The sequence below is a fragment of the Modestobacter sp. VKM Ac-2986 genome (genome assembly GCF_026967795.1).
Taxonomy (GTDB): domain Bacteria; phylum Actinomycetota; class Actinomycetes; order Mycobacteriales; family Geodermatophilaceae; genus Modestobacter.
This window is the reverse complement of record NZ_JAPVBH010000007.1, coordinates 246,277-264,665: the sequence shown is the minus strand read 5'-3', so window position 1 is coordinate 264,665 and position 18,389 is coordinate 246,277. Positions and strand designations below refer to the sequence as shown.

Sequence of the window (18,389 nt, the reverse complement as noted above, 5' to 3'; positions counted from 1 at the left end):
GAGGTCCCCGACTGTCCCCGGTGCGTGCTCGCACCGGGGGCAGTCGGCTGTCGTGGACCCGGTGGGGTGACCCTGCATCGCGACGTCGCCACGGTTGACGAGCAGACCGCCCAGTACGACATGGAGGCCACCGGGGCCTCCACCCAGGACGACATCGCTCCCTGGACCGCTGAGGTCAGGGCGAGGGCCAGGTGCGCCGCGACAGCAGGGGGACGGCGGTGCGACCGTCGCCGACGTGCATGCTGCAGTCGACGCCGTCGCGGCCGCGGAGGATCGACTCGATCGCGGCGCACCAGGCCTCGTCGTCCGGGGTGGGTGTCGGCGGCCCGGGCCGCTCCAGGCAGGTGGCCAGGTGCAGTCCCGCCTCGTCGATCCCCTCGGACTCGGCGACGACCGCGTGCAGGCCGGCGATGTTGCCGAGGGCCACCCGGTCGGGTTCGAGGGGGAGCTCCTCGACCGGGATCAGCACCTCCACCATCGTGCCGTCCGGCCGGAGCCAGGCGAGGAACAGCCTGCGCTCGGACGGCGGACCGTCGAGGTGGAGCAGGTCGCGCCACCGGGCGGTGAGCTCGGCATCGCTGGTGACCGGGACGTCGGGGCGGGGTCGGGTGCGCATGGTCGGGCACTGTGCTGCGCGTCGTCGACCTGCCGTCGGGCGTCGTCCACAGGCACGGTGGCCGTCCACCGAAGTGACGGCCACACCGTCGGCTCAGGTCACGCATTGGGCTCGGCCGGTCACGGACTGTCCGTGAGCGCGCTCTCAGCGGAACCGGTCGGTACCGGGACCTGTCCGTGGCGGTCCGCAGGCCCCACCATCCCTGCATGACGTCAGCGGAGGTGGTCGGCAGCCGGCCGTCCCGGCGCGCGCGGTCCCGGATCGTCGTCGCACTCGACGGCACGGCGGCGACCTCCGTGGAGCTGGTGCGCGCCCTGCGGGACGCCGCGCGTCAGGAGGGCTCGGTGCTCGCCTGCGCGGTGGTGGACCGCCGGGCCGACGACGTGGAGCGCGGGCTGGCCGAGGCCGCGCTGGAGGAGCAGGTGGCGCGGGCGGTCGCCGAGACCGGTGTGCGCGGCCGCATCGAGACGGCGCTGCTGGACCCGGTGGTGTTCGAGGCGCTGTGCGACACCGCCCGCGGCGGCACGCTGGTCGTCGTCCACGAGCACCGCCGCACGGCGCTGCGCCCGGCGCCGCCGCGTCCCGTCGTCCGTCCGCTCACCCGGCACGGCTGACCGCACGCGGGGACGCGGTCAGCCGGCGAGCTCGGCGGCCAGTTCGGTGAAGACCTGGCGGGTCACCTCGAGCTCGCGCCGCAGCGGGCTGAGCAGGGGTGCCAGTGGGGGCAGGTCGCGGGCGCGGCCGGCGTCCTCGAGCGTCTCGCAGAGCCGGGCCAGCGGGCCCGCACCCAGGCTGGCGGCTGCGCCGCGGAGCCGGTGGGCGGTGGCCTCGACCGCGACGGCGTCCCGGTCGCGCATGGCGTCGACGACCACGGCCAGCATCTCGGGGGACTGCTCGACGAAGAGGGTGAGCAGCCGGGCGTAGAGCTCGCGCTCGGCGTCGTCCTCGTCGTTCCACAGGCCGGTGGCGTGTTCACGGACCACCTCGCCGCGGGCGGCGGCCGAGATGTCGAGGGCGGTGTCGATCGCCTGGGTGAGGTCGGTCATCGCCACGGGCTTGGCCAGGTAGGTGGCGTCGAGCGCGGTACCGGCCTCGACGTCGCCGGGCAACGCCCGGGCGCTGAGGAAGATCACCGGCAGGTCGGCGTGCAGCGGGTCACGCCGGACGGCGGAGGCCAGGGCCAGGCCGCTGCCGCCGGGCATGAACATGTCGGTGACCAGGACCTCGGGGCTGAACACGAGCTCCATCAGCTCCTGCGCCTCGTCCATCGAGGCGGCGGCCCGGACGTGGTGCCCGGCGATCGTCAACCGGGACTCGAGCATGAGGCGCGTGACGTCCTCGTCCTCCACCACCAGCACGTTGGCCACGGTCGTCTCCTCGTTGCGCATGTCGGGGACGGCGGTCGCCATCAACTGAGCCCTCTGCACGAGTTGTCGACGTCCAGGTGGGGGAGCCGCAGGTGGTGGCCCCCGTCCTCACCCCGCCGGGTGAGGACGGGCCTCAGACCGGCGCGTGCACCGTGTGCACCAGCGCGGCGATCTGCCGCTTGACCTCGTTGAACGCCGGTGAGGTGACGTCCCGGTCGGCGAGGTCGACCGGGACGACGGCCTGCACGTGCCCGGGCACCCCGTGCGAGGCACCGCCGGTCATCACCACGACCCGGTCGGCGAGGTAGACGGCCTCCTCGATCGAGTGCGTCACGAACACGACCGTCGTCCGGGTCTCGACGTGGATCCGCTTGAGCTCGGCCTGCAGGTCGGTGCGGGTGAGCGCGTCGAGGGCGCCGAACGGCTCGTCCATGAGCAGCAGCGACGGGTCGTTGGCCAGCACCCGGGCGATCGCCACCCGCTGCTGCATGCCCCCCGACAGCTGCGCGGGGTACTTCCCGGCGAACCGGGTGAGCCCGACGGCGGCGATGAACCGGTCGGTGACCGCGGCGACCTCGGCCTTGGGGAGCTTCTTCCGGGACGGCCCGTAGGCGACGTTCTCCCGCACCGACAGCCACGGGAACAGCCCGTAGTCCTGGAAGACGACGCCGCGGTCGGGGCCGGGCCCGGTGACCGGCGTCCCGCCCACCTCGACGCTGCCGGCGGTGGGCCGCTCGAAGCCGGCCAGGATGCGCAGCAGCGTGCTCTTGCCGCAGCCGCTGGCGCCGACCACGGCGACGAACTCACCGGAGGCGATGGTCAGGTCGACATCGGCCATCGCGGCGACGCCGCCGTCGTAGGTCTTGCCCAGGCCGCTGATGCGCACGTCGGCGGTGCGGCCGGCAGTCAGGTGGTCCATCTCGGCTCCTACTTGATCAGCGGACGGTCGCGGAACAGGACGCGGAAGACGCCCATCAGCAACCGGTCGGAGAGGAACCCGGCGACGGCGATGCAGATCATCCCGACGACGATCTGGTCGGTCTGGACGACGTCGCGGGCCAGGAAGATGGTCGAGCCCAGGCCGGTCGAGACGCCGGTGGTCTCGCTGAGCACGAGGATCACCCAGGACAGGCCAAGGCCCACCCGCATGCCGTTGACGATGGCCGGTGCCGCGGCCGGCAGCACCACCCGCAGCAGCGTCCCGGCGCCGGAGGTGCCGAGCATCCGGGCGGCCTCCAGCAGCCGCTCGGGCACCTGGCGGGCGCCGCTGATCGTGCCGAGCACGATCGGGAAGAAGGCCGACAGCGTGATCAGGAAGATCGAGGCCTGGTCGCCGTAGCCGATGAGCAGGGCGACCAGCGGCACCCAGGCGGTCGCCGGGATGGGCCGGAAGAGGTTGATCATCGGGTCGAAGAGCGCGTTGATGGTGGTCGAGCGGCCCATCAGCACGCCGAGCGGGACGGCGATCGCGGTGGCCAGGGCGAAGCCGGAGAACACGCGCAGCGCGCTGGCCGGCAGGTCCTCCCAGAGCAGGCTGGAGAAGGCGTTGTCCCGGGTGCCGGCGACGTAGTTGACCAGCCCGCCGGCGACGTCGGCGGGATAGGGGAGGAAGCCCATCCGGATGCCGAAGGGCAGCTCCCATTTCCCCTCCCGGCCCAGGTGCCAGAGCAGCAGGAACAGCAGCGGTACCGGCAGCCCGAGCAGCACGGTGCGCAGCCGGCCGTTGCGCTTCGGTCTCGGCGCGGCCGGCGCCGTCGGGACGGCGGCCGACACGGGGACGGCGGTGGTGGTCATGGTGCTTCCTCCCGGCTGGGGCGGGACGCCGGCGCGGGCTGCGCCGGCGTCCCGGTGGGTCAGGCCTCGGGTGCGAACGTGGCGTCGACGAGGTCGGCGGCGGGCGGGGCGGTCTCGATGAGGCCGAGCTCGACCATCGCGCCCGCGAGCGCCTCGACCTGGTCCTGGTACTCCGTGCTCAGGTCGGCGCGCAGGAAGAAGTTCTTCAGGGCCGACTCGAGCACCGCCTGGTCACCGCCGAACTCCTTGACCATCTCCGGCAGCCACTCGTCGATGTTGTCGGTCATGTACGCGGTGGTGGCGGCGTGCGTGTCGACGACCTTCTGCACCAGTTCGGGGTCCTCGGTCACCTTCGTGCCGGTGGTGACCAGGCCGATGTTCACCTTGCCGATGGGGGTGGCGTAGGGGTCGGTGATCGAGTGGCCGCCGGCCGCGGTGGCCAGCGAGACGGCGATCTCGGTGCCGAAGAAGGCGTCGACCGAGCCGCTGTTGAAGGCCGAGGCCATCTCCGGCGGCGGGACGGCGATCAGCTCCAAGCTGGCGGGGTCGACGTCGTTCTCGGCCAGGATCAGCCGCATCGCGACCTCGGGGGCGCTGCCCTGGATGTAGCCGACCTTCTTGCCCACCAGGTCGGTCACGCTCTGGATCTCGTCGCCGCCGATGAAGCCGGAACCGCCGTCGGCCGCCGAGGCGACGATCTTGAGGTCCCGGTCCTGGGAGATGCCGGAGATGGTGGCGGTGACGCCGGTGATGGCGAAGTCGACGGTGCCGGAGGAGACCGCGTCGGTGAGCGCCGGGGTGCTGTCCAGGGTGACCACCTCGAACTCGACCCCGTCGACGGCGTGCTCCTCGTAGAGGAACGGTGCGTAGAAGTGCGGCTGGCCGCGGAGGGTGCCGACGGTGACCGTCTGGGTCTCGCCGCTGCCAGATGCGGCCGCCTCTGCATCGGAACCGCCGCAGGCGGCGAGGGAGAGGACGGCGGCGGCGACGGCGGTGCCGGCGATCGCGCGGCGGACGGTGGAGGGGCTCAACGGGACTCCTCGGAGGCGGCGGACGGCGCGCGGTGCGCCGTCGCCGTGGACTCAACGGGCTGGGTGTGCGCAGGCTGTGTCCGCTCGGTAACGAGCCCATGACGTGACCGAGGTGTGACCTGTCCGGGCGGGGCTGACCCCGCCTGCCGGGGGCGCTACGCGGCACTAATGTCCGCACGGTGACGCAGCCCTACCCTGAAGACGCCGCGACGCGGATCGCCGCCGGCTACGAGACGGCCGGTCCGTCGCTGGTGCTCGGTTCGGTGGTCCACGACGGTCAGCCGCACCCCGAGGCCCAGGTGCGCGTGCCGCTGGCGATGCTCAACCGGCACGGCCTGATCGCCGGCGCGACCGGCACGGGCAAGACGAAGACGCTGCAGCTGCTGGCCGAGCAGCTGTCGGCGGCCGGCGTCCCGGTCGTGGTCGCCGACGTGAAGGGCGACCTGAGCGGCCTGTCGGCGCCGGGCGCCGGGGGAGACCGGGTCACCCAGCGCGCGGCGAACACCGCCGACAGCTGGACGGGGTCGGCGTTCCCGACTGAGTTCCTGTCGCTGGGCGGAATCGGCCCCGGGGTGCCGGTGCGGGCGACGATGACGCAGTTCGGCCCGACGCTGCTGGCCAAGGTGCTGGACCTGAACGCGACGCAGGAGAGCTCGCTCGGGCTGGTCTTCCACTACGCCGACGGCGCGGGGCTGCCGTTGCTGGACCTCAAGGACCTCCGCTCGGTGATCAGCTGGCTGGTCAGCGACGAGGGCAAGCCGGAGCTCAAGGCGCTGGGCGGGCTGTCGGCGAGCACCGCCGGCGTGCTGCTGCGCGAGCTGATCGGACTGCAGGAGCTGGGCGGCGACGTCTTCTTCGGCGAGCCCGAGTGGGAGCCGACCGACCTGATGCGGGTCGGCGCGGACGGGCGCGGGGTGATCAGCGCTGTGGAGCTGGCCGCGGTGCAGGACCGGCCGGCGCTGTTCTCGACGTTCCTGATGTGGCTGCTGGCCGAGTTGTTCGAGGAGCTGCCCGAGGTCGGCGACGTCGACAAGCCGAAGCTGGTGTTCTTCTTCGACGAGGCACACCTGCTGTTCTCCGGTGCGAGCAAGGCGTTCCTGGAGTCGGTGACCCAGACCGTGCGGCTGATCCGGTCGAAGGGCGTCGGCATCTTCTTCGTCACGCAGAACCCGACCGACGTGCCCTCGGCGGTGCTGGGTCAGCTGGGCAACCGGGTGCAGCACGCGCTGCGCACCTTCACCCCCGAGGACGCCGACGCGCTGCGTAAGACGGTGAAGACGTTCCCGAAGTCCAAGGACTACGACATCGCCGAGATGCTGACGTCGCTGGGCATCGGCGAGGCCGCGGTGACGGTGCTGTCGGACCGCGGGACGCCGACCCCGGTCGCCTGGACGATGCTGCGCTCGCCCCGGTCGCTGATGGGCCCGGTGGAGCCGGCGGTGCTGCAGCAGGCGGTGGCGAGCTCGCCGCTGCAGGCGAAGTACGGCCAGCCGGTGGACCGGGGGTCGGCGTACGAGCGGCTGGCCGCCCGGCTCGCACCTCCCGCGCCGCCACCGGTCGAGGAGGAGCCGGCCCGGCGGGCTGAGCCGGAGCCCGAGCCGGAGGAGGAGAGCGTCGTCAAGCAGGTCCTCGGCTCGGCGGCGTTCAAGTCGTTCGCACGCTCCGCGGCGTCGTCCCTGGGCCGGGAGATCACCCGGGGCCTCTTCGGCACTCGCCGGCGCCCCCGCTGACGTGCGGGGATCGGGCTTCGGGGCGCTCACCTCGGAGCCCGCCGTCGCCGTCCGGGCCTCCCGGGCGCTTCACTGTCGGCATGGACCCCGTGCGCGACGCCCTGCTCTCGCTGCCCGTGTCGCTGGACGAGGCCCGCACGACCGTGCCCGACGAGCCCGGGCTGTACGCCGTGTGGGCCCGCTTCGGTGCGCTGCCCGGGATCTCCGGGCCGCGGCACCCGACGGCGCCGCTGCAGCTGCTCCACGTCGGCACAGCGCCCAACGGGGTCGAGGCGAGGGCGACGTTGCGCAGCCGGGTGCTGGGGGAGCACCTCCGCGGGACGACGGCGACCTCAGCGTTGCGCCGGACGCTCGCCGCGCTGCTGAGCGAGCGGCAGGGCTGGCAGAGCCGCTGGACGACGAAGCCGGTGCTGGTCAACCGGGACGAACTGGCGCTGTCGGAGTGGATGGCGGAGAAGCTCGACCTGACGTGGGCCGAGCACCCCGAGCCGTGGACGGTCGAGGCCGCGGTCGTCGCCGAGCTGGAGCCGCCGTTCAACCTGGCCGAGGACCCGGCTGACCCGCTGCACCCGGTCGTGCAGGCGGCACGCAAGCGCTGGCGGGCCGCCGCCCGGGCCTGAGCGGCCCCGCTGGGCGGAGTGCCGCCCCAGCCGCATGACCGGGGCGGCACTCGCTCAGGCGCTGACCGGCACCTCGCCGAACTCGGCGATCGGGACGTCGGCCTCGGCGGCGGCGCGGACCTCGGCCGGGGTGGGCGGCAGCCCGATGCTCGGGGCGTGGCCGCGGAAGTTCGACAGCCACCAGCGCCAGTCGGCCGGCACCAGGTCGAAGGGCGCCTCGTGGCCGAGCTCGCGGGCGGCCCAGACCGGCCAGTGCGGGTTGGACAGCGCCGGGCGCCCGATCATGGCGATGTCGATGAGCTCCTGGCGGATGACGGTGTCGGCGGTCTGCGGGACGCCGAGGTTCCAGCTGGTCGCGACCGGGATGCCCACCTCGCGGCGCACCCGGGTGGCGCGGGAGACGAAGCCGGCCGGCTCGTTGAAGAACGCCGGGTTGACCATGTCGTCGGTGTTGCCGCCCATGGACAGGTCGGCGAGGTCCAAGCCGTGTTCCTTCATCCAGCCGATGGCCTCGATGGAGTCCTCGAACTGGGTGCCGGCGGGGTGGAAGTCGTCCGAGCCCAGCCGCATGGTCAGCGGGAGCTGCTCGGGCCAGACCTCCCGGACGGCGTCGAGGGCCTCGAGCAGGAAGCGCGCCCGGTTGCGGTTGCTCCCGCCGTACTCGTCGGTGCGCTGGTTGGCGAGCGGTGAGAAGAAGCTGGCGGCGAGGTAGCCGTGCGCGAAGTGCATCTCCAGCCACTCGTAGCCGGCGTCGGCGGCGCGGCGGGCGGCGTCGGCGTAGCTGCGGTGCAGCGACTTGATCTCGTCCACGGTGAGGGCGTGCACCGGGAAGGTGTGGTCACCGCCAGCGGGGATGCTGGAGGGGCCGACGGTCTGCCAGCCGTCCGGGTGGTCCGGCGGGAGGGCCTTCCAACCGCCCCGCGCGTTGGTCTCCTTGTGCGGCGGGACCTCGCTGCCCTTGCGGCCGGTGTGGCCGAGCTGGATGCCCGCGACCCCGCCGAAGCGCTTGATGATCGAGGTGACGCGCTGGTGGCCCTCGATCTGGTCGTCGTCCCAGATGCCGGCGCAGGAGGTGGTGGTGCGGCCGTCGGGGGTGATGGCGATCTGCTCGGGGAAGACCAGCCCGAAGCCACCGGCGGCGCGGGCCCCGAGGTACATGACGTGGTAGTCGTCCATCTTGCCGTCGACCGAGCCGTACATGGTCATCGGCGACATGGCGATGCGGTTGCGCAGCGTCACGCCCTTGAGCGTTAAAGGGGAGAAGAGGTCGGGCACGGGCGGTCCTCTCGAAGTCGGTGCTCCGAGTCGACCTCCCTCTCGCTCCGCTCCGGTTACGGACGCCGGGGACGTCGGTCAACTTCTCCGCACGGTGCTGCTCGGTGAGTGTGCGAATTGGGTCCGCGGTGTTCCGATCGCACAACCGTCAAGAACAGCCGGGGCGTCGCTGCGGGAGCTGATGGGGATGCAGATGTGTTGCGACTGGTTGTGCGGTGGCGAGGTGGTCTCATCCGGCTCGGACGTCGGAAGGCCGGTCAAGCTGTTCCACCGGGTCATTCTGTAGGCCCTAGCCGCCTGCGAGCGCACCCAGCCCGGACTCACCGCGCCCGCGTATGCGGCCGTTGGCGTGCTAGTCCTGGCTGAACTCCACCCGAGCGTCTTCTCCGGCTGGGCAGGGGACCGGATCGACTGATCGCGCAAGCAGGTGGCCAAGGACCGCGCCCGATACGACGCGCGGACGTCGTGCACCCGGTCGCCGCCCGGCCCGGCGCTCGGCTGGTCGCCGTCTGCCGGACGGACTCGCGCCACGCGCCGTTGCGGCCGGACAGGCTCATGACGGCGTGAAGCACGCTGCGCAGACGCTAACGCGGGAACGGCCAAGGAAGAGAGCCCGTACGGAGGTATCAGCCCGAGCAGTCGAATTCCACGGTTGTGACGCCACTTCCACTTCCAGTCCCGATCAGGCCCTCTGCTGCATAGTGGCGGCCGCCTGGGCGGGTCCGGCCTGCTTGGACAGATTGCAGAAGCGGTGAGTCAGTGCCCCATTCGAGGGATCAGTCTTGCCGCCTTTGCTATACGCGAGCTTATGGTCCATGTGGGCATCGTCGATTGACTGAATCTTTTGCCCGCACTCGGCGCACACTGGATCGGCAGCGAAGGCGAGTTCGCGCTCTACCCTAGAGAAGGTGCGCGGCCCCTGGTCGGACCCAGCGAGGACTGAGTCGAGCATCGACTTCCAAAGGTCGAAACGACGCTCGACTCGCTTGAACTCAGAGATCGTGTGCGAGACAAGGTCAGAGAACTCGGGTTGGGACATCAGCTCAATGGCGGCTTCCCGAACGGCGTCCGCGTTCTTTACGTAAACCCCTTTGGGGTAGCGTCCCAGTCCCCATAGCTGAACGTCCATGAGCGCGCGATTGACCTTGGCATCCCACGAACCGGTCGTCCTCTTATCGGTTCCCGCGACGAATCGCCGGCATGCATGCTCGCCGAAGACCGTGCGAGCCAGCTCCACCGCCTGCTTGAAGTCGCGCTTGGCAGCCCTAAAATCTTTCTCCTTATAGGTCGACCCTAGAGACATTTGCTTGTCTAGGAACTGACCGGTCTTCTTGTCGGGGTGGGCCATGTACTGCTGGTCGCGGAAGGCCATGAACCGGAGCACGAGTTCGACGTCCACCATGCGAGGGTGTCGCCGCTTAAGCCGCAGAAGCGCTCGCCAGGCCGGGTCCTCAGCCAACTCTTTGATGAACTCGTTGTACGGGCCTCTCTGAACACAGTTGCGAAGCTCCTGGTCATTCAGGCTGATTGACCCCTCGTTCAGTCGCTGAAAAAGAGAGAACTTCACATCCGGGTCGGACTCTTTCAGAATCCGGACAACACGCAACTCATAATTGTCGAGCTTGCTCTGCAATTCGTCTGAGAGGTCTGAATACTTTTTACCTTCCAGGGTCTTGGTGACTCCGCGGAGCTGGTACTCATCCTGCATAAAGCGGAAAACCGCCATAAGGCGCTGTTGGCCGTCGATGACAACGAAGGTATTATTTTCTTCCTGCGCTAAAAACACCTGTGGCACTGGGAGATCAAGAAGGATCGACTCGATGAGTGCACTCTTCTTCTGCGACGACCAGACCTCGTAGCGCTGAAAATCCGGTTGAGTATTAAGCCGCTTCTTCGTGAACTCGATATGTAAGCTGCTGAGATTTGGCTCGCTGGCCTTTATATACATGAGTCGCGGACCACTCGGGTCCACCGTCTTGAGCGGGTCGGCATCCCCATCGCTAGCTTCGACCACGTCGTTCGAGGGTGGCATAAAGAGATGAAAGTGGTCGACGCTTGCCTGGCAAACCGGGCACTCGAAATGAACCTGATCGTCTAATGCTGTCCCGCCGAAGTCGGCCGGGGCGTAGCGGTATCCGCAGGAGTCGCAGTCGTACAAGTTGCTGATGCCTTCTTCGCTCACTTAATCCTCCGCACTAGGGTTCCTGAGCGAGACTATCGGCAGTGTGCCGAGCCAACCACCCGTCTGCGCCTGCCCTAACCCCTGATGGGGTTGACCAACGCGGTGTACCGCCAGCTTGTCGCAACGATGACCGCTACAGTGTGCCCAGCGAGCGGTAGGTGTCCTTCGCCGAGCCGGATTTGGAGCCGCGGCACCTGCTGCGGATTCGTCCTGACCGGGTCGGCGTGCTTAGTGGATTAGAGCGGACGGGACCGCCGGACCTACGGCGCTCAACAGGCAATAGGGGCGTCGCTGACGACGCAGTACTCGCTGCGGGTGGACGGGGAGTCTGCGCGCTAGCGGTTGGTGCCGCTGCCGGCTGCATTGACTCCTGCTTAGCGGTCGACGCCGCAATCCTGAGCCGAGCCGGACGCCAGGGAGCGGTGCCGGCGTGCTCGGCTCGGCGGCGTTCAGGTGAGTCGTGTGGTCGGCGCCGTCGGCGCTGGGCCGGTCCCGCAAACAGGCGAGCGGGCCATGCAGGTGGCCAAGTCGTTGGGCCCAAGCACCTCCACCTCAGGTTGCACTCCCTCGTCGCCCAAATAGCTGAGAAAAGTTACAACCGGTTGGATACAGCAGCTCGAACGCATCGAGTGCGGGGCGAAAAAGCTGCGAAAGCTTGAGCCGAAGTTTTGCTCATCCTGTTCACGACGTCATCAATGACATAGTCGAGTGTCCGACGGGCACAGAGGACCGTCGACATGGCCGGGAAGAGGTCCCGGGCCCAGGTGTGACCAACATCCACGCCTGGGCTCGGAGTCGGCTCGCAGTCTTCTCCGGCCGCCACGTGCGGAGACGGTCGCGAGCCGAGCCGGCTAGCCGCGGAGGACCGAACCGTGACGGACTCCGCGCATCAATGATCGACGGCACTTTCTCTCACAACCCGCTCGATGCGGTCCGCGACGGCCGCCGGGTCCTCGTGTTCCCAAAAGCGCAGCACCCGCCAGTCGGCCTCGGTCAGGCGTTGATCGGTCTCGCGGTCGCGTTCGACATTTCGAGCGATCTTGGGCTCCCAGTAGGCGCGGTTTGTCGCAGGCATGTGGAAGTGCTCGGGACACTGGTGCCAAAAGCAGCCGTCGAGAAAGACCGCGACTCGCCGACCGGGGAACACCATGTCCGCCGTCCGCCGCAGGCCCTTTAGCGGCCGCCGGCTCACGAAGTAGCGCAGCCCCCGGGCATGCACCAGCGAGCGGATAGCCAGCTCGAGCGCGGTGTCGCGCCCGCGGTTGGCGACCATCGTGCGCCGCGCAGACTCCGACGATGCCCACGACGGCGAAACGGGCTTGGCAGACACCTACTTATCCTCCCGCCACCGCCCCGATCAGGCCAACGCCAAGGCCTCCGTGACGGACTTAGCGACAGCCCAACCCAGGGGCGGCGGCACCGCGTTGCCGATTTGCCCGACGGCCTGATAGACGGCGGTCGGCCAGATCCAGGTGGGCGGAAAGCCCTGAATCAATGCGACGTCAGCCACGCTGAGCCGGAAGGCGCCGCTGTCGGTGGGAAAGGCACTGGCCGCCTCACGAGTGGCGGCAACACCGTTAGGCCAAAGCCCGAGGGTCGCCCACGACTTGGCGGCACTGGTCGAGTTGCAGATGCTTGTTGTGTACCGCGGTCCGGTCAGCCCGCTGCGGACCGTAGGAGCGAGGCCATCGGGGTACTCGTCCACCTGAGGCAGCCCGAGCGCCTCGCGCACGCCCATAGTCGGCGGCAGGTCGCTCTCGGGATTGTTCCACGCGTGTGTGGGGGCAGGTGCGCAGAAGGCGTCGTACGCCTTTTTGGAGCGGAAGCCGATGAAGACGACCCGCTTGCGCACCTGTGGCACGCCAAAGCTTCTCGCCTCGAGCACGACGCGGTGCACATAGTAGCGCGGCCGGGATCGCTCGAGCGGCTCGGTGATCACCTCGCGCACGTACTGAGCGAACTTCGTGCTGGCTAGCGCAGGTACGTTCTCGGCGACGAAAGCCACAGGCTGGATAGCTCGGATCGCCTTGACCGTTGCGGGCCAGCAGTCGCGGGGGTCGAGGTGGCCCTGCTGGCGCCCGGCATTACTGAACGGCTGACACGGGGGCCCTCCATGGAGGACGTCGACCTTCCCACGCCAGTCCCTCCATTGCACCCCGTGAACGTCGCCGTCGGCGCCGCCGTGGACCTCCCACTCGGGACGATTGCGCGCAAGCGTCGAAGCCGCGTGGTCGAGTATCTCGTAGCTGGCGACGTGCTCCAGCCCCGCCCGCTCGAAAGCCACGTCCAGGCCGCCGCCGCCCGAGTAGAGGCTTAGGGCGCGAAGGCCGCTCGGCTCAAGCCGGGGCATCAGGTCGCGGGTGTCCAGCGTCGGGACGTTGACCTCGTGTAGAGAGTCCAGTTCCCCGGCGGCCGCCCGCCGGGACTGCTCACGGCTGCGCTGGGCCATGCGGCGGTACCGCTCGCGCTCCCGAGCGGTCAGCGACCGCGGCTGGTGCAACGGGTGAGTCGAGGGGATGCGGCTGGGCACCAACCCCTCGACGGCTAGGTCGGTCTGCTCATCTTCCCAGGCCAGCGGCTCGTTGCTCGACACGCGCTGATGGTATGTGCCAGGTATGACAGAACGCGGGTGGTGGGGCGGTGGCGTCGCTCGCTTCGCATGGGCGGCCGGCACGCCTCGCGCAGCTAGGCGCCTACGGCTTGCAAGACGGCCTGCTCAAAGTTGTACGACCACCGGGGTCCCGTGATCTCCTGGCAGTGGTCCATCACATACCGGCGGCTAATCTTGCGGTTGTTCACGGTGCTGCCGCGAGCCAGCAGGTAGTGAGCGCGCTCGCGGACCGCCTCCAGAGCCGTCTGGCGGCTGTAGAGGCAGTCAACGGCTCGGGGGGCGCGAAGCACGTCGGCGTTTTCCAAGTAGCGATTTGGCCGGCCATTTGCGGCACTCGCGTTCCATTGGTCTTTGAGAAGGCGGCGAAGCTCATCATAGGTGTAGATGTCGTTTGGCCCCAGCAGGCGGTCCAGCATCTCTTCCCCCACCATCTCGGGAAGTCGCCGGGTCAATACAAGATCAGGCGCGAGATAGTCCTGCTCTGCCCTGTTCCAGTCGCGCATCATCACTGGAGAGCCGTACCAAAGCCGCTGCGGCACATTGTCGCGCGGGAGGAACCAGGCGAATACAAAGTGCATGAGCGACCAACGTCGAAGCTGTGCTATGCCGGTGTCGCGGCCGGTGCCGAAGTCGCCGTTGACGGGCGCGGACTTGAGCTCGAACTGCAGACGAACGGCCTCGCCGTCCACCGCGAGGTCCATGTGCGCATCCTCATCCGACCGACCGCGGTCCGGCCGCTGGTCGAGGTTAAGCACCGCGACCATCGCCCGCTCGCGCTGGTCGTCCTGATTGAAGGGGGATGTCACCCCTTGAAAGTGACAGAAAAAATCGGCGCGATGCTGCGTGACACGCGGGGAGTCGCTGGAAGGGGCCGCCTCGGCGACGTGCCTTCGCACGCCGTCGACGGTAACGACCCCCTCAGCCGCGTAGCTGACCCGTCGCTGGCCTTCTGGGGCCCAGGAGCGGGAGAGGTAGCTCAGGCGTCAGATTTCCGGATGCCTCATCTGACGGCATCTGCCGCTGGGGCTTCATAGGGCAGAGATGAGACGTTCCGGGGCTGGCCGAGTGCCGCGGCCGGCAGGCGCGTGCGGACGAACTGATGCAATGAGCTACCGACGACCGAGGTGCGCTTCCTTGCGCACGGGCAGCTGGCAGACGCCGCAGCTACCGTTCCCCACGTCCACGCTGGGCTGACTCATACCACGCGAGCTGCGTGCCAACCACACAGTTTGCCCGTCGACAGTCAGCTCCTGAGGTTGAGGTGTTCGACCCTCCGCCATGTGTGGCGTTTTCGCGGAACCGCCGGAACGTCGTTTGATCGTCTCGCCGCGAACGCGATGCGGCTGATTGAGGCGGGCTGGCAGGTGCTGCGCATCTGGGAGCACGAAGCGCCCGACCAGGCCGCCGACCGGGTGGTCGCCGCCCTGCAGGCGCCCGCGGGGCGGTGACATAAGCCGGAGCGTTCCAGGGGTTGTGCTCCCGGTCGCCAGACGCTACGGTCTGCCTCCTCTGATCGGCCACGCTCCAACTGGGGAGCCGACCCGCACGAGATTGAGGAGCACTATCATGTCTTGGCGCGACAACGAGATCGCACGCGACGCCCTGGCAGTCCAGGGCTACCTGGACGAGGAGACCGGCAACCTCCGGCAGGACCTCCTGGCCGCTCAGCTGCAGACCATCTTCACGCAGCATCCGGTTCGCGCGTCGAAGCGAGACATCCTCGACCGCAAGGCCGACTTCATCGCCAAGGGCCTGTCCAAGACCGAGGTCGTCGAGGCGGTGCTGCCTGGTTTCCTGGGCGCCACTGAGCTCAAAGACGACGAGCAGGAACTGCTTAAGAAGGACCCGAAGGAGCATCCCGACCTCGAGGAGCGGGTCCAGGCCGTCACCGACCTCGGGACTCTGCTCTGGGGCTCACTGAGCCGCACGAGTCGCGCAGGGGCGGCGCAAAAGCTCATCGTGACCAAGGGGCTGCTGCTGGTCGAAGCCAAGGTGTCCCGAGAGGGTGTTCCGGTGACCCTCAAGGCCGCGACCGACGACCACGACCTGATCATCGAGTGGTACGTGCGACCGCGCGGCGACCAGCTCGTTAAGGTCAGCGGAGGCGTCCGGGACGACTGCATGATGGTGGCACTTGCATTTGACGGCATCAGCGACCGGCTCAAGAAGGAGCTGGGCAGCAGCGTCACGACCGCGGTGAGCAACCTGATGCAGGTGGCCACGCCGGACTTCGCCGGACTGCAGGCCGGTGGCCCCGCGACTGCCAAGGCCCTCGGGCCGGGTGCCGTCAAGCGCTGACGATGACCTCCCCGAACTGGGAGGCCCTGGTGGAGGAGGGGATCCGCCTGGCCCAGGCGGATTCCCCTCCCGACCGCTGGGTCGTTGGCGACCTGTGCATCGCGGCTGTACCGCCTGGAAGCGATCGAGCCACCCGCAGCGCAGCGCAGCGACTCCTGGAGGACTTCGCCGGCCGGACCGGCCTGACGTTGGGCCTCATCAAGGACTGTCACCGGACGTCGGCCGCCTGGCCGCCAGGCAGCCGATTCCTCGACATCAGCCACGCCAAGCACTCGAAGTACGCCGCCCGACCGAACCGTGTCGACCTTCTCCTGAACGACGAGATGGACGACAACCTCTCGGGTCGGGTCCGAGACCAGGTTGCCCGCGTCGAGGAGCTGCTGACCAACAAGGACGTGCAGCAGGCGGTACTTACGCGCTCCAGGGAGCGATCCCGGCGGGTGGTCGCCGCAGCACGTGCCATCGAATCAGAGCAGCTAACCAAGGCGCGAGCGGAACTCCGGCTTCAAGAGCAACAGGCGCGCGCGGATGCGCTCGCTCCCGAACTCAACGTCCGGCTGGCCGAACGGGCCATCAAGGGCAACGTGGCGCTGTCGAGGATGGTGGTCGACCTGCTCGAGCTGAGCGGTGTGATCGATCAGCTCCCACGCACGTACCGTGACCGATTCGCGGAAAATCTCGAACAGATCCAGCGGGCGGCCCAACGGGTCCTCGATGAGCTCCACCCCGAGACCCGGTCACCTCAACCCGGATACGTCATCGACCTTGACGTCGACTGACTACTCCGGCACAGAGCACCAGCAACGGGTTGGACGACCCAGGTCTGGGCGCTGGACTACCAGCGCCCAGACCTGCGGTCACCGGCACAGCTTGACCGTGAGATGCCTCCAGTCCTTGCTGTTGAGGCGGCGCCTACGGGGAGTGGCCCGACCGCGCTTCAGGTAGCTGCTCGGGCAGCCCGGTACCCCCGGCCCGAAGTTGCTAGAGCATGACGAGTGCCCGCACCGCCACCCGGTGTGAAGACGACATCCGGATTGTCGGAACGCCAGGTGACACTCATCTCCCAACTATCCCCAGCTCCACCAGGTACTGACCAGAAGCTAGGTGAGACCACTCGTCCGGCAGGCACTCTCGGTAAGTTTGGGGACTTCGTCGTCGCCCCATCGTCGGCCAAGATCGCCGTTTTACGGCAGGCGATCGCCCTCTACAACCGCGACTATGGCCCCGGCCACGACGTCTACAAGGGTTGGCGGGACGCCTTCGTTGAGGCAGTCCCCACTCAAAACGATCAGCTACACCTGCACCGAGCCGCCGCCTTGGCGACCAAGCCCAGGCTTCAACACTATGCACACCTCATTGACGGGCTGATGCGGTGGACGGCGCGAAAAAACCTTGCGCCGCGCTATCGGGAGTCGGCCGTCTGGGGGCATCCGAGGGCCGACGTCCGCGCGCGCATCGCCGCCCTGCTCAAGGACGGATCGGACAATCGGGAGATGGCCACATACCTGAAGGAAGCCCCGCTCACCACGGACGCCGCCGAGGCCATGTTGCGCATCCTCGAGCGCACCAACCCCTCACTCGACCACGGCGTACTCGACGTCCGCCGAGCCAAGCTTCACCGACCACAACCCATCCGCAGTCAGCACTTCGACGCCTGGCTGACCGGTGAAGTCGCCATGTTCGCCACGATGCGGTCCAGGCTCGCCGCAGCGGCCTGACCCGCCTGCCGCCTTTCAAGGTACTCGCCTTGCCCTGCACCAGCAGGACGTCCGGGCTACATAGGGCAGCTAAGGGGACGCCTCGATGGCGGTTCAACCTCTTGTCGCAGGCGCGCTTATGAGGGGTGTCCGGGAGAGCGGATCCTCTGGCAGTCCCGTGGGCTTATGCCGTAGGCCCGGCGAAACCGGCGGGTGAAGTGGCTGGCGTCGAGGAAGCCGCACGCCCGCGCAGTGGCGGCGATCGACCGCCGGCGGCCGACGGGGGAGACTAGCTGTGCTCGGGCCAGCTCCAACCGCTGTCCGATCACCTCCTGTTCCAGGCTCACCCCCGCATCGCTGAAGAGCCGGTACAGCTGCCGCAGCGACACGTTGTGCGCCGCGGCGATGGTCGCGGGCGTCAGCGCCGGGTCGGTGAGGTGCTGGCCGACGTAGGTCCGCACCCGGGTCAGCAGCGTCTCCTCCCGCACCGCCCCGCGGTCCCGCACCCCACCGGCGGCCGACACGATCAGCGCCCGCACCAACTCCGCCGTCGCCGTCCCGAGGGCGAGAGCGCCGGCGTCGTCCGCGAGCTCCTCGGCCCGGCCGCACACCTCCGCCAGGTGCGTGCGCACCAGGTCGTGCAGCGGGCTGGCGCGCAGCCGCGGGACGGCACGCCGGATGACGTCCACCAGCAACGCCAGCTGCTCGTGCGGCACCATCACCGACCGCGACCCACCGCCCACCGCGCAGCCGAACGCGTACGGCGCCGTCAGGTCGACCAGCATGAGGTCCCGGCCCTGCACCAGCTGCTCGTGGCCCAGCTGCGCGTACTCGCCGCACCCGGCCGCCTGGTAGGCGATCGCGACGACGTCCGGCCCCTCCTGCTGCACGTGCCGCGGCGTGCGCACCAGCCCGAACGGCGTCGCGTCGGTGGTGAACACTGCCGTCCGGCCCAGCGGCACGAGGTGCATCCGGGCGTGCATGCGCTCGGGCGGGGTGCGCTGCTCGACGCGGCAGGGGAGGGAAGCCTCCAGCATGGCGGCGCGGAAGGCCTCGGCCCGCTCGGCGCGGGGCACGGTGCGCGTGTCCAGCAACAGCATCGGCGACTCCCGGTGGTGTCGCCGTCGAGCGTGGCAGAAGCGCAAACACCGGGGAAGCGCTTCCGGCA

The 18,389-nt window shown here is 69.1% G+C and carries 17 protein-coding genes; 6 read left to right on the top strand and 11 right to left on the bottom strand.

Annotated features, from left to right (window positions below):
* Positions 1-175 precede the first annotated feature (175 nt).
* On the bottom strand, positions 176-616 hold the full coding sequence (locus O2W14_RS18245) for a hypothetical protein (RefSeq protein ID WP_269177545.1): 441 nt from the start codon (positions 614-616) through the stop codon (positions 176-178).
* Between the two features lie 206 nt (positions 617-822).
* Here O2W14_RS18245 and O2W14_RS18240 point away from each other — a divergent pair, with 206 nt between their 5' ends.
* Complete coding sequence (locus O2W14_RS18240; RefSeq protein WP_269177544.1) at positions 823-1,230, top strand: hypothetical protein; 408 nt, start codon at positions 823-825, stop codon at positions 1,228-1,230.
* Between the two features lie 18 nt (positions 1,231-1,248).
* Here O2W14_RS18240 and O2W14_RS18235 read toward each other — a convergent pair whose 3' ends face one another.
* From O2W14_RS18235 to O2W14_RS18220, 4 genes are all read right to left on the bottom strand, one after another.
* Complete coding sequence (locus tag O2W14_RS18235; protein WP_269177543.1) at positions 1,249-2,025, bottom strand: Hpt domain-containing response regulator; 777 nt, start codon at positions 2,023-2,025, stop codon at positions 1,249-1,251.
* Between the two features lie 91 nt (positions 2,026-2,116).
* Positions 2,117-2,902, bottom strand: a complete 786-nt coding sequence (locus O2W14_RS18230; protein ID WP_269177542.1) for an ABC transporter ATP-binding protein — start codon at positions 2,900-2,902, stop codon at positions 2,117-2,119.
* Between the two features lie 8 nt (positions 2,903-2,910).
* Complete coding sequence (locus O2W14_RS18225) at positions 2,911-3,777, bottom strand: ABC transporter permease (RefSeq protein WP_269177541.1); 867 nt, start codon at positions 3,775-3,777, stop codon at positions 2,911-2,913.
* A 59-nt stretch (positions 3,778-3,836) separates the two neighbouring features.
* Positions 3,837-4,808: an ABC transporter substrate-binding protein gene (locus O2W14_RS18220; RefSeq protein WP_269177540.1), complete on the bottom strand. Its 972-nt coding sequence runs from the start codon at positions 4,806-4,808 to the stop codon at positions 3,837-3,839.
* A 179-nt stretch (positions 4,809-4,987) separates the two neighbouring features.
* Here O2W14_RS18220 and O2W14_RS18215 point away from each other — a divergent pair, with 179 nt between their 5' ends.
* Positions 4,988-6,538, top strand: coding sequence for a helicase HerA-like domain-containing protein (locus O2W14_RS18215; RefSeq protein ID WP_269177539.1), 1,551 nt, complete (start codon positions 4,988-4,990; stop codon positions 6,536-6,538).
* An 80-nt stretch (positions 6,539-6,618) separates the two neighbouring features.
* Positions 6,619-7,158, top strand: coding sequence for a GIY-YIG nuclease family protein (locus O2W14_RS18210; protein WP_269177538.1), 540 nt, complete (start codon positions 6,619-6,621; stop codon positions 7,156-7,158).
* A gap of 54 nt (positions 7,159-7,212) precedes the next feature.
* Here O2W14_RS18210 and O2W14_RS18205 read toward each other — a convergent pair whose 3' ends face one another.
* The 5 genes from O2W14_RS18205 to O2W14_RS18185 form a co-directional block, all read right to left on the bottom strand.
* Positions 7,213-8,433 (bottom strand): oxidoreductase, encoded by a 1,221-nt coding sequence (locus tag O2W14_RS18205; RefSeq protein ID WP_269177537.1) that lies wholly within the window; start codon positions 8,431-8,433, stop codon positions 7,213-7,215.
* A 682-nt stretch (positions 8,434-9,115) separates the two neighbouring features.
* Positions 9,116-10,615, bottom strand: coding sequence for a GmrSD restriction endonuclease domain-containing protein (locus O2W14_RS18200; protein ID WP_269177536.1), 1,500 nt, complete (start codon positions 10,613-10,615; stop codon positions 9,116-9,118).
* Positions 10,616-11,504: 889 nt separating this feature from the next.
* Positions 11,505-11,945 carry a very short patch repair endonuclease gene (locus O2W14_RS18195; RefSeq protein WP_269177535.1) on the bottom strand — a complete coding sequence of 147 codons (441 nt, stop codon included), beginning with the start codon at positions 11,943-11,945 and terminating at the stop codon, positions 11,505-11,507.
* Positions 11,946-11,972: 27 nt separating this feature from the next.
* Positions 11,973-13,208 (bottom strand): DNA cytosine methyltransferase, encoded by a 1,236-nt coding sequence (locus tag O2W14_RS18190; protein ID WP_269177534.1) that lies wholly within the window; start codon positions 13,206-13,208, stop codon positions 11,973-11,975.
* A 92-nt stretch (positions 13,209-13,300) separates the two neighbouring features.
* Positions 13,301-14,122 (bottom strand): hypothetical protein, encoded by an 822-nt coding sequence (locus tag O2W14_RS18185; protein WP_269177533.1) that lies wholly within the window; start codon positions 14,120-14,122, stop codon positions 13,301-13,303.
* A gap of 670 nt (positions 14,123-14,792) precedes the next feature.
* On the opposite strand from O2W14_RS18185, the gene O2W14_RS18180 reads away from it, so the two are divergent.
* The 3 genes from O2W14_RS18180 (at position 14,793) to O2W14_RS18170 (ending at position 17,242) form a co-directional block, all read left to right on the top strand.
* Positions 14,793-15,524 (top strand): hypothetical protein, encoded by a 732-nt coding sequence (locus tag O2W14_RS18180; protein ID WP_269177532.1) that lies wholly within the window; start codon positions 14,793-14,795, stop codon positions 15,522-15,524.
* Positions 15,525-15,526: 2 nt separating this feature from the next.
* Positions 15,527-16,303, top strand: a complete 777-nt coding sequence (locus O2W14_RS18175) for a hypothetical protein (protein WP_269177531.1) — start codon at positions 15,527-15,529, stop codon at positions 16,301-16,303.
* A gap of 270 nt (positions 16,304-16,573) precedes the next feature.
* Complete coding sequence (locus O2W14_RS18170; RefSeq protein ID WP_269177530.1) at positions 16,574-17,242, top strand: hypothetical protein; 669 nt, start codon at positions 16,574-16,576, stop codon at positions 17,240-17,242.
* Positions 17,243-17,358: 116 nt separating this feature from the next.
* Here O2W14_RS18170 and O2W14_RS18165 read toward each other — a convergent pair whose 3' ends face one another.
* Positions 17,359-18,321 carry a helix-turn-helix domain-containing protein gene (locus tag O2W14_RS18165; protein WP_269177529.1) on the bottom strand — a complete coding sequence of 321 codons (963 nt, stop codon included), beginning with the start codon at positions 18,319-18,321 and terminating at the stop codon, positions 17,359-17,361.
* Between the last annotated feature and the right edge of the window lie 68 nt (positions 18,322-18,389).

Excerpts from the sequence above, each read along its gene's own strand:
- O2W14_RS18245 (WP_269177545.1), bottom strand. The coding sequence starts at position 616 with ATGCGCACCCGACCCCGCCCCGACGTCCCGGTCACCAGCGATGCCGAG.
- O2W14_RS18240 (WP_269177544.1), top strand. The coding sequence starts at position 823 with ATGACGTCAGCGGAGGTGGTCGGCAGCCGGCCGTCCCGGCGCGCGCGG.
- O2W14_RS18235 (WP_269177543.1), bottom strand. The coding sequence starts at position 2,025 with ATGGCGACCGCCGTCCCCGACATGCGCAACGAGGAGACGACCGTGGCC.
- O2W14_RS18230 (WP_269177542.1), bottom strand. The coding sequence starts at position 2,902 with ATGGACCACCTGACTGCCGGCCGCACCGCCGACGTGCGCATCAGCGGC.
- O2W14_RS18225 (WP_269177541.1), bottom strand. The coding sequence starts at position 3,777 with ATGACCACCACCGCCGTCCCCGTGTCGGCCGCCGTCCCGACGGCGCCG.
- O2W14_RS18210 (WP_269177538.1), top strand. The coding sequence starts at position 6,619 with ATGGACCCCGTGCGCGACGCCCTGCTCTCGCTGCCCGTGTCGCTGGAC.
- O2W14_RS18180 (WP_269177532.1), top strand. The coding sequence starts at position 14,793 with ATGTCTTGGCGCGACAACGAGATCGCACGCGACGCCCTGGCAGTCCAG.
- O2W14_RS18175 (WP_269177531.1), top strand. The coding sequence starts at position 15,527 with ATGACCTCCCCGAACTGGGAGGCCCTGGTGGAGGAGGGGATCCGCCTG.
- O2W14_RS18165 (WP_269177529.1), bottom strand. The coding sequence starts at position 18,321 with ATGCTGTTGCTGGACACGCGCACCGTGCCCCGCGCCGAGCGGGCCGAG.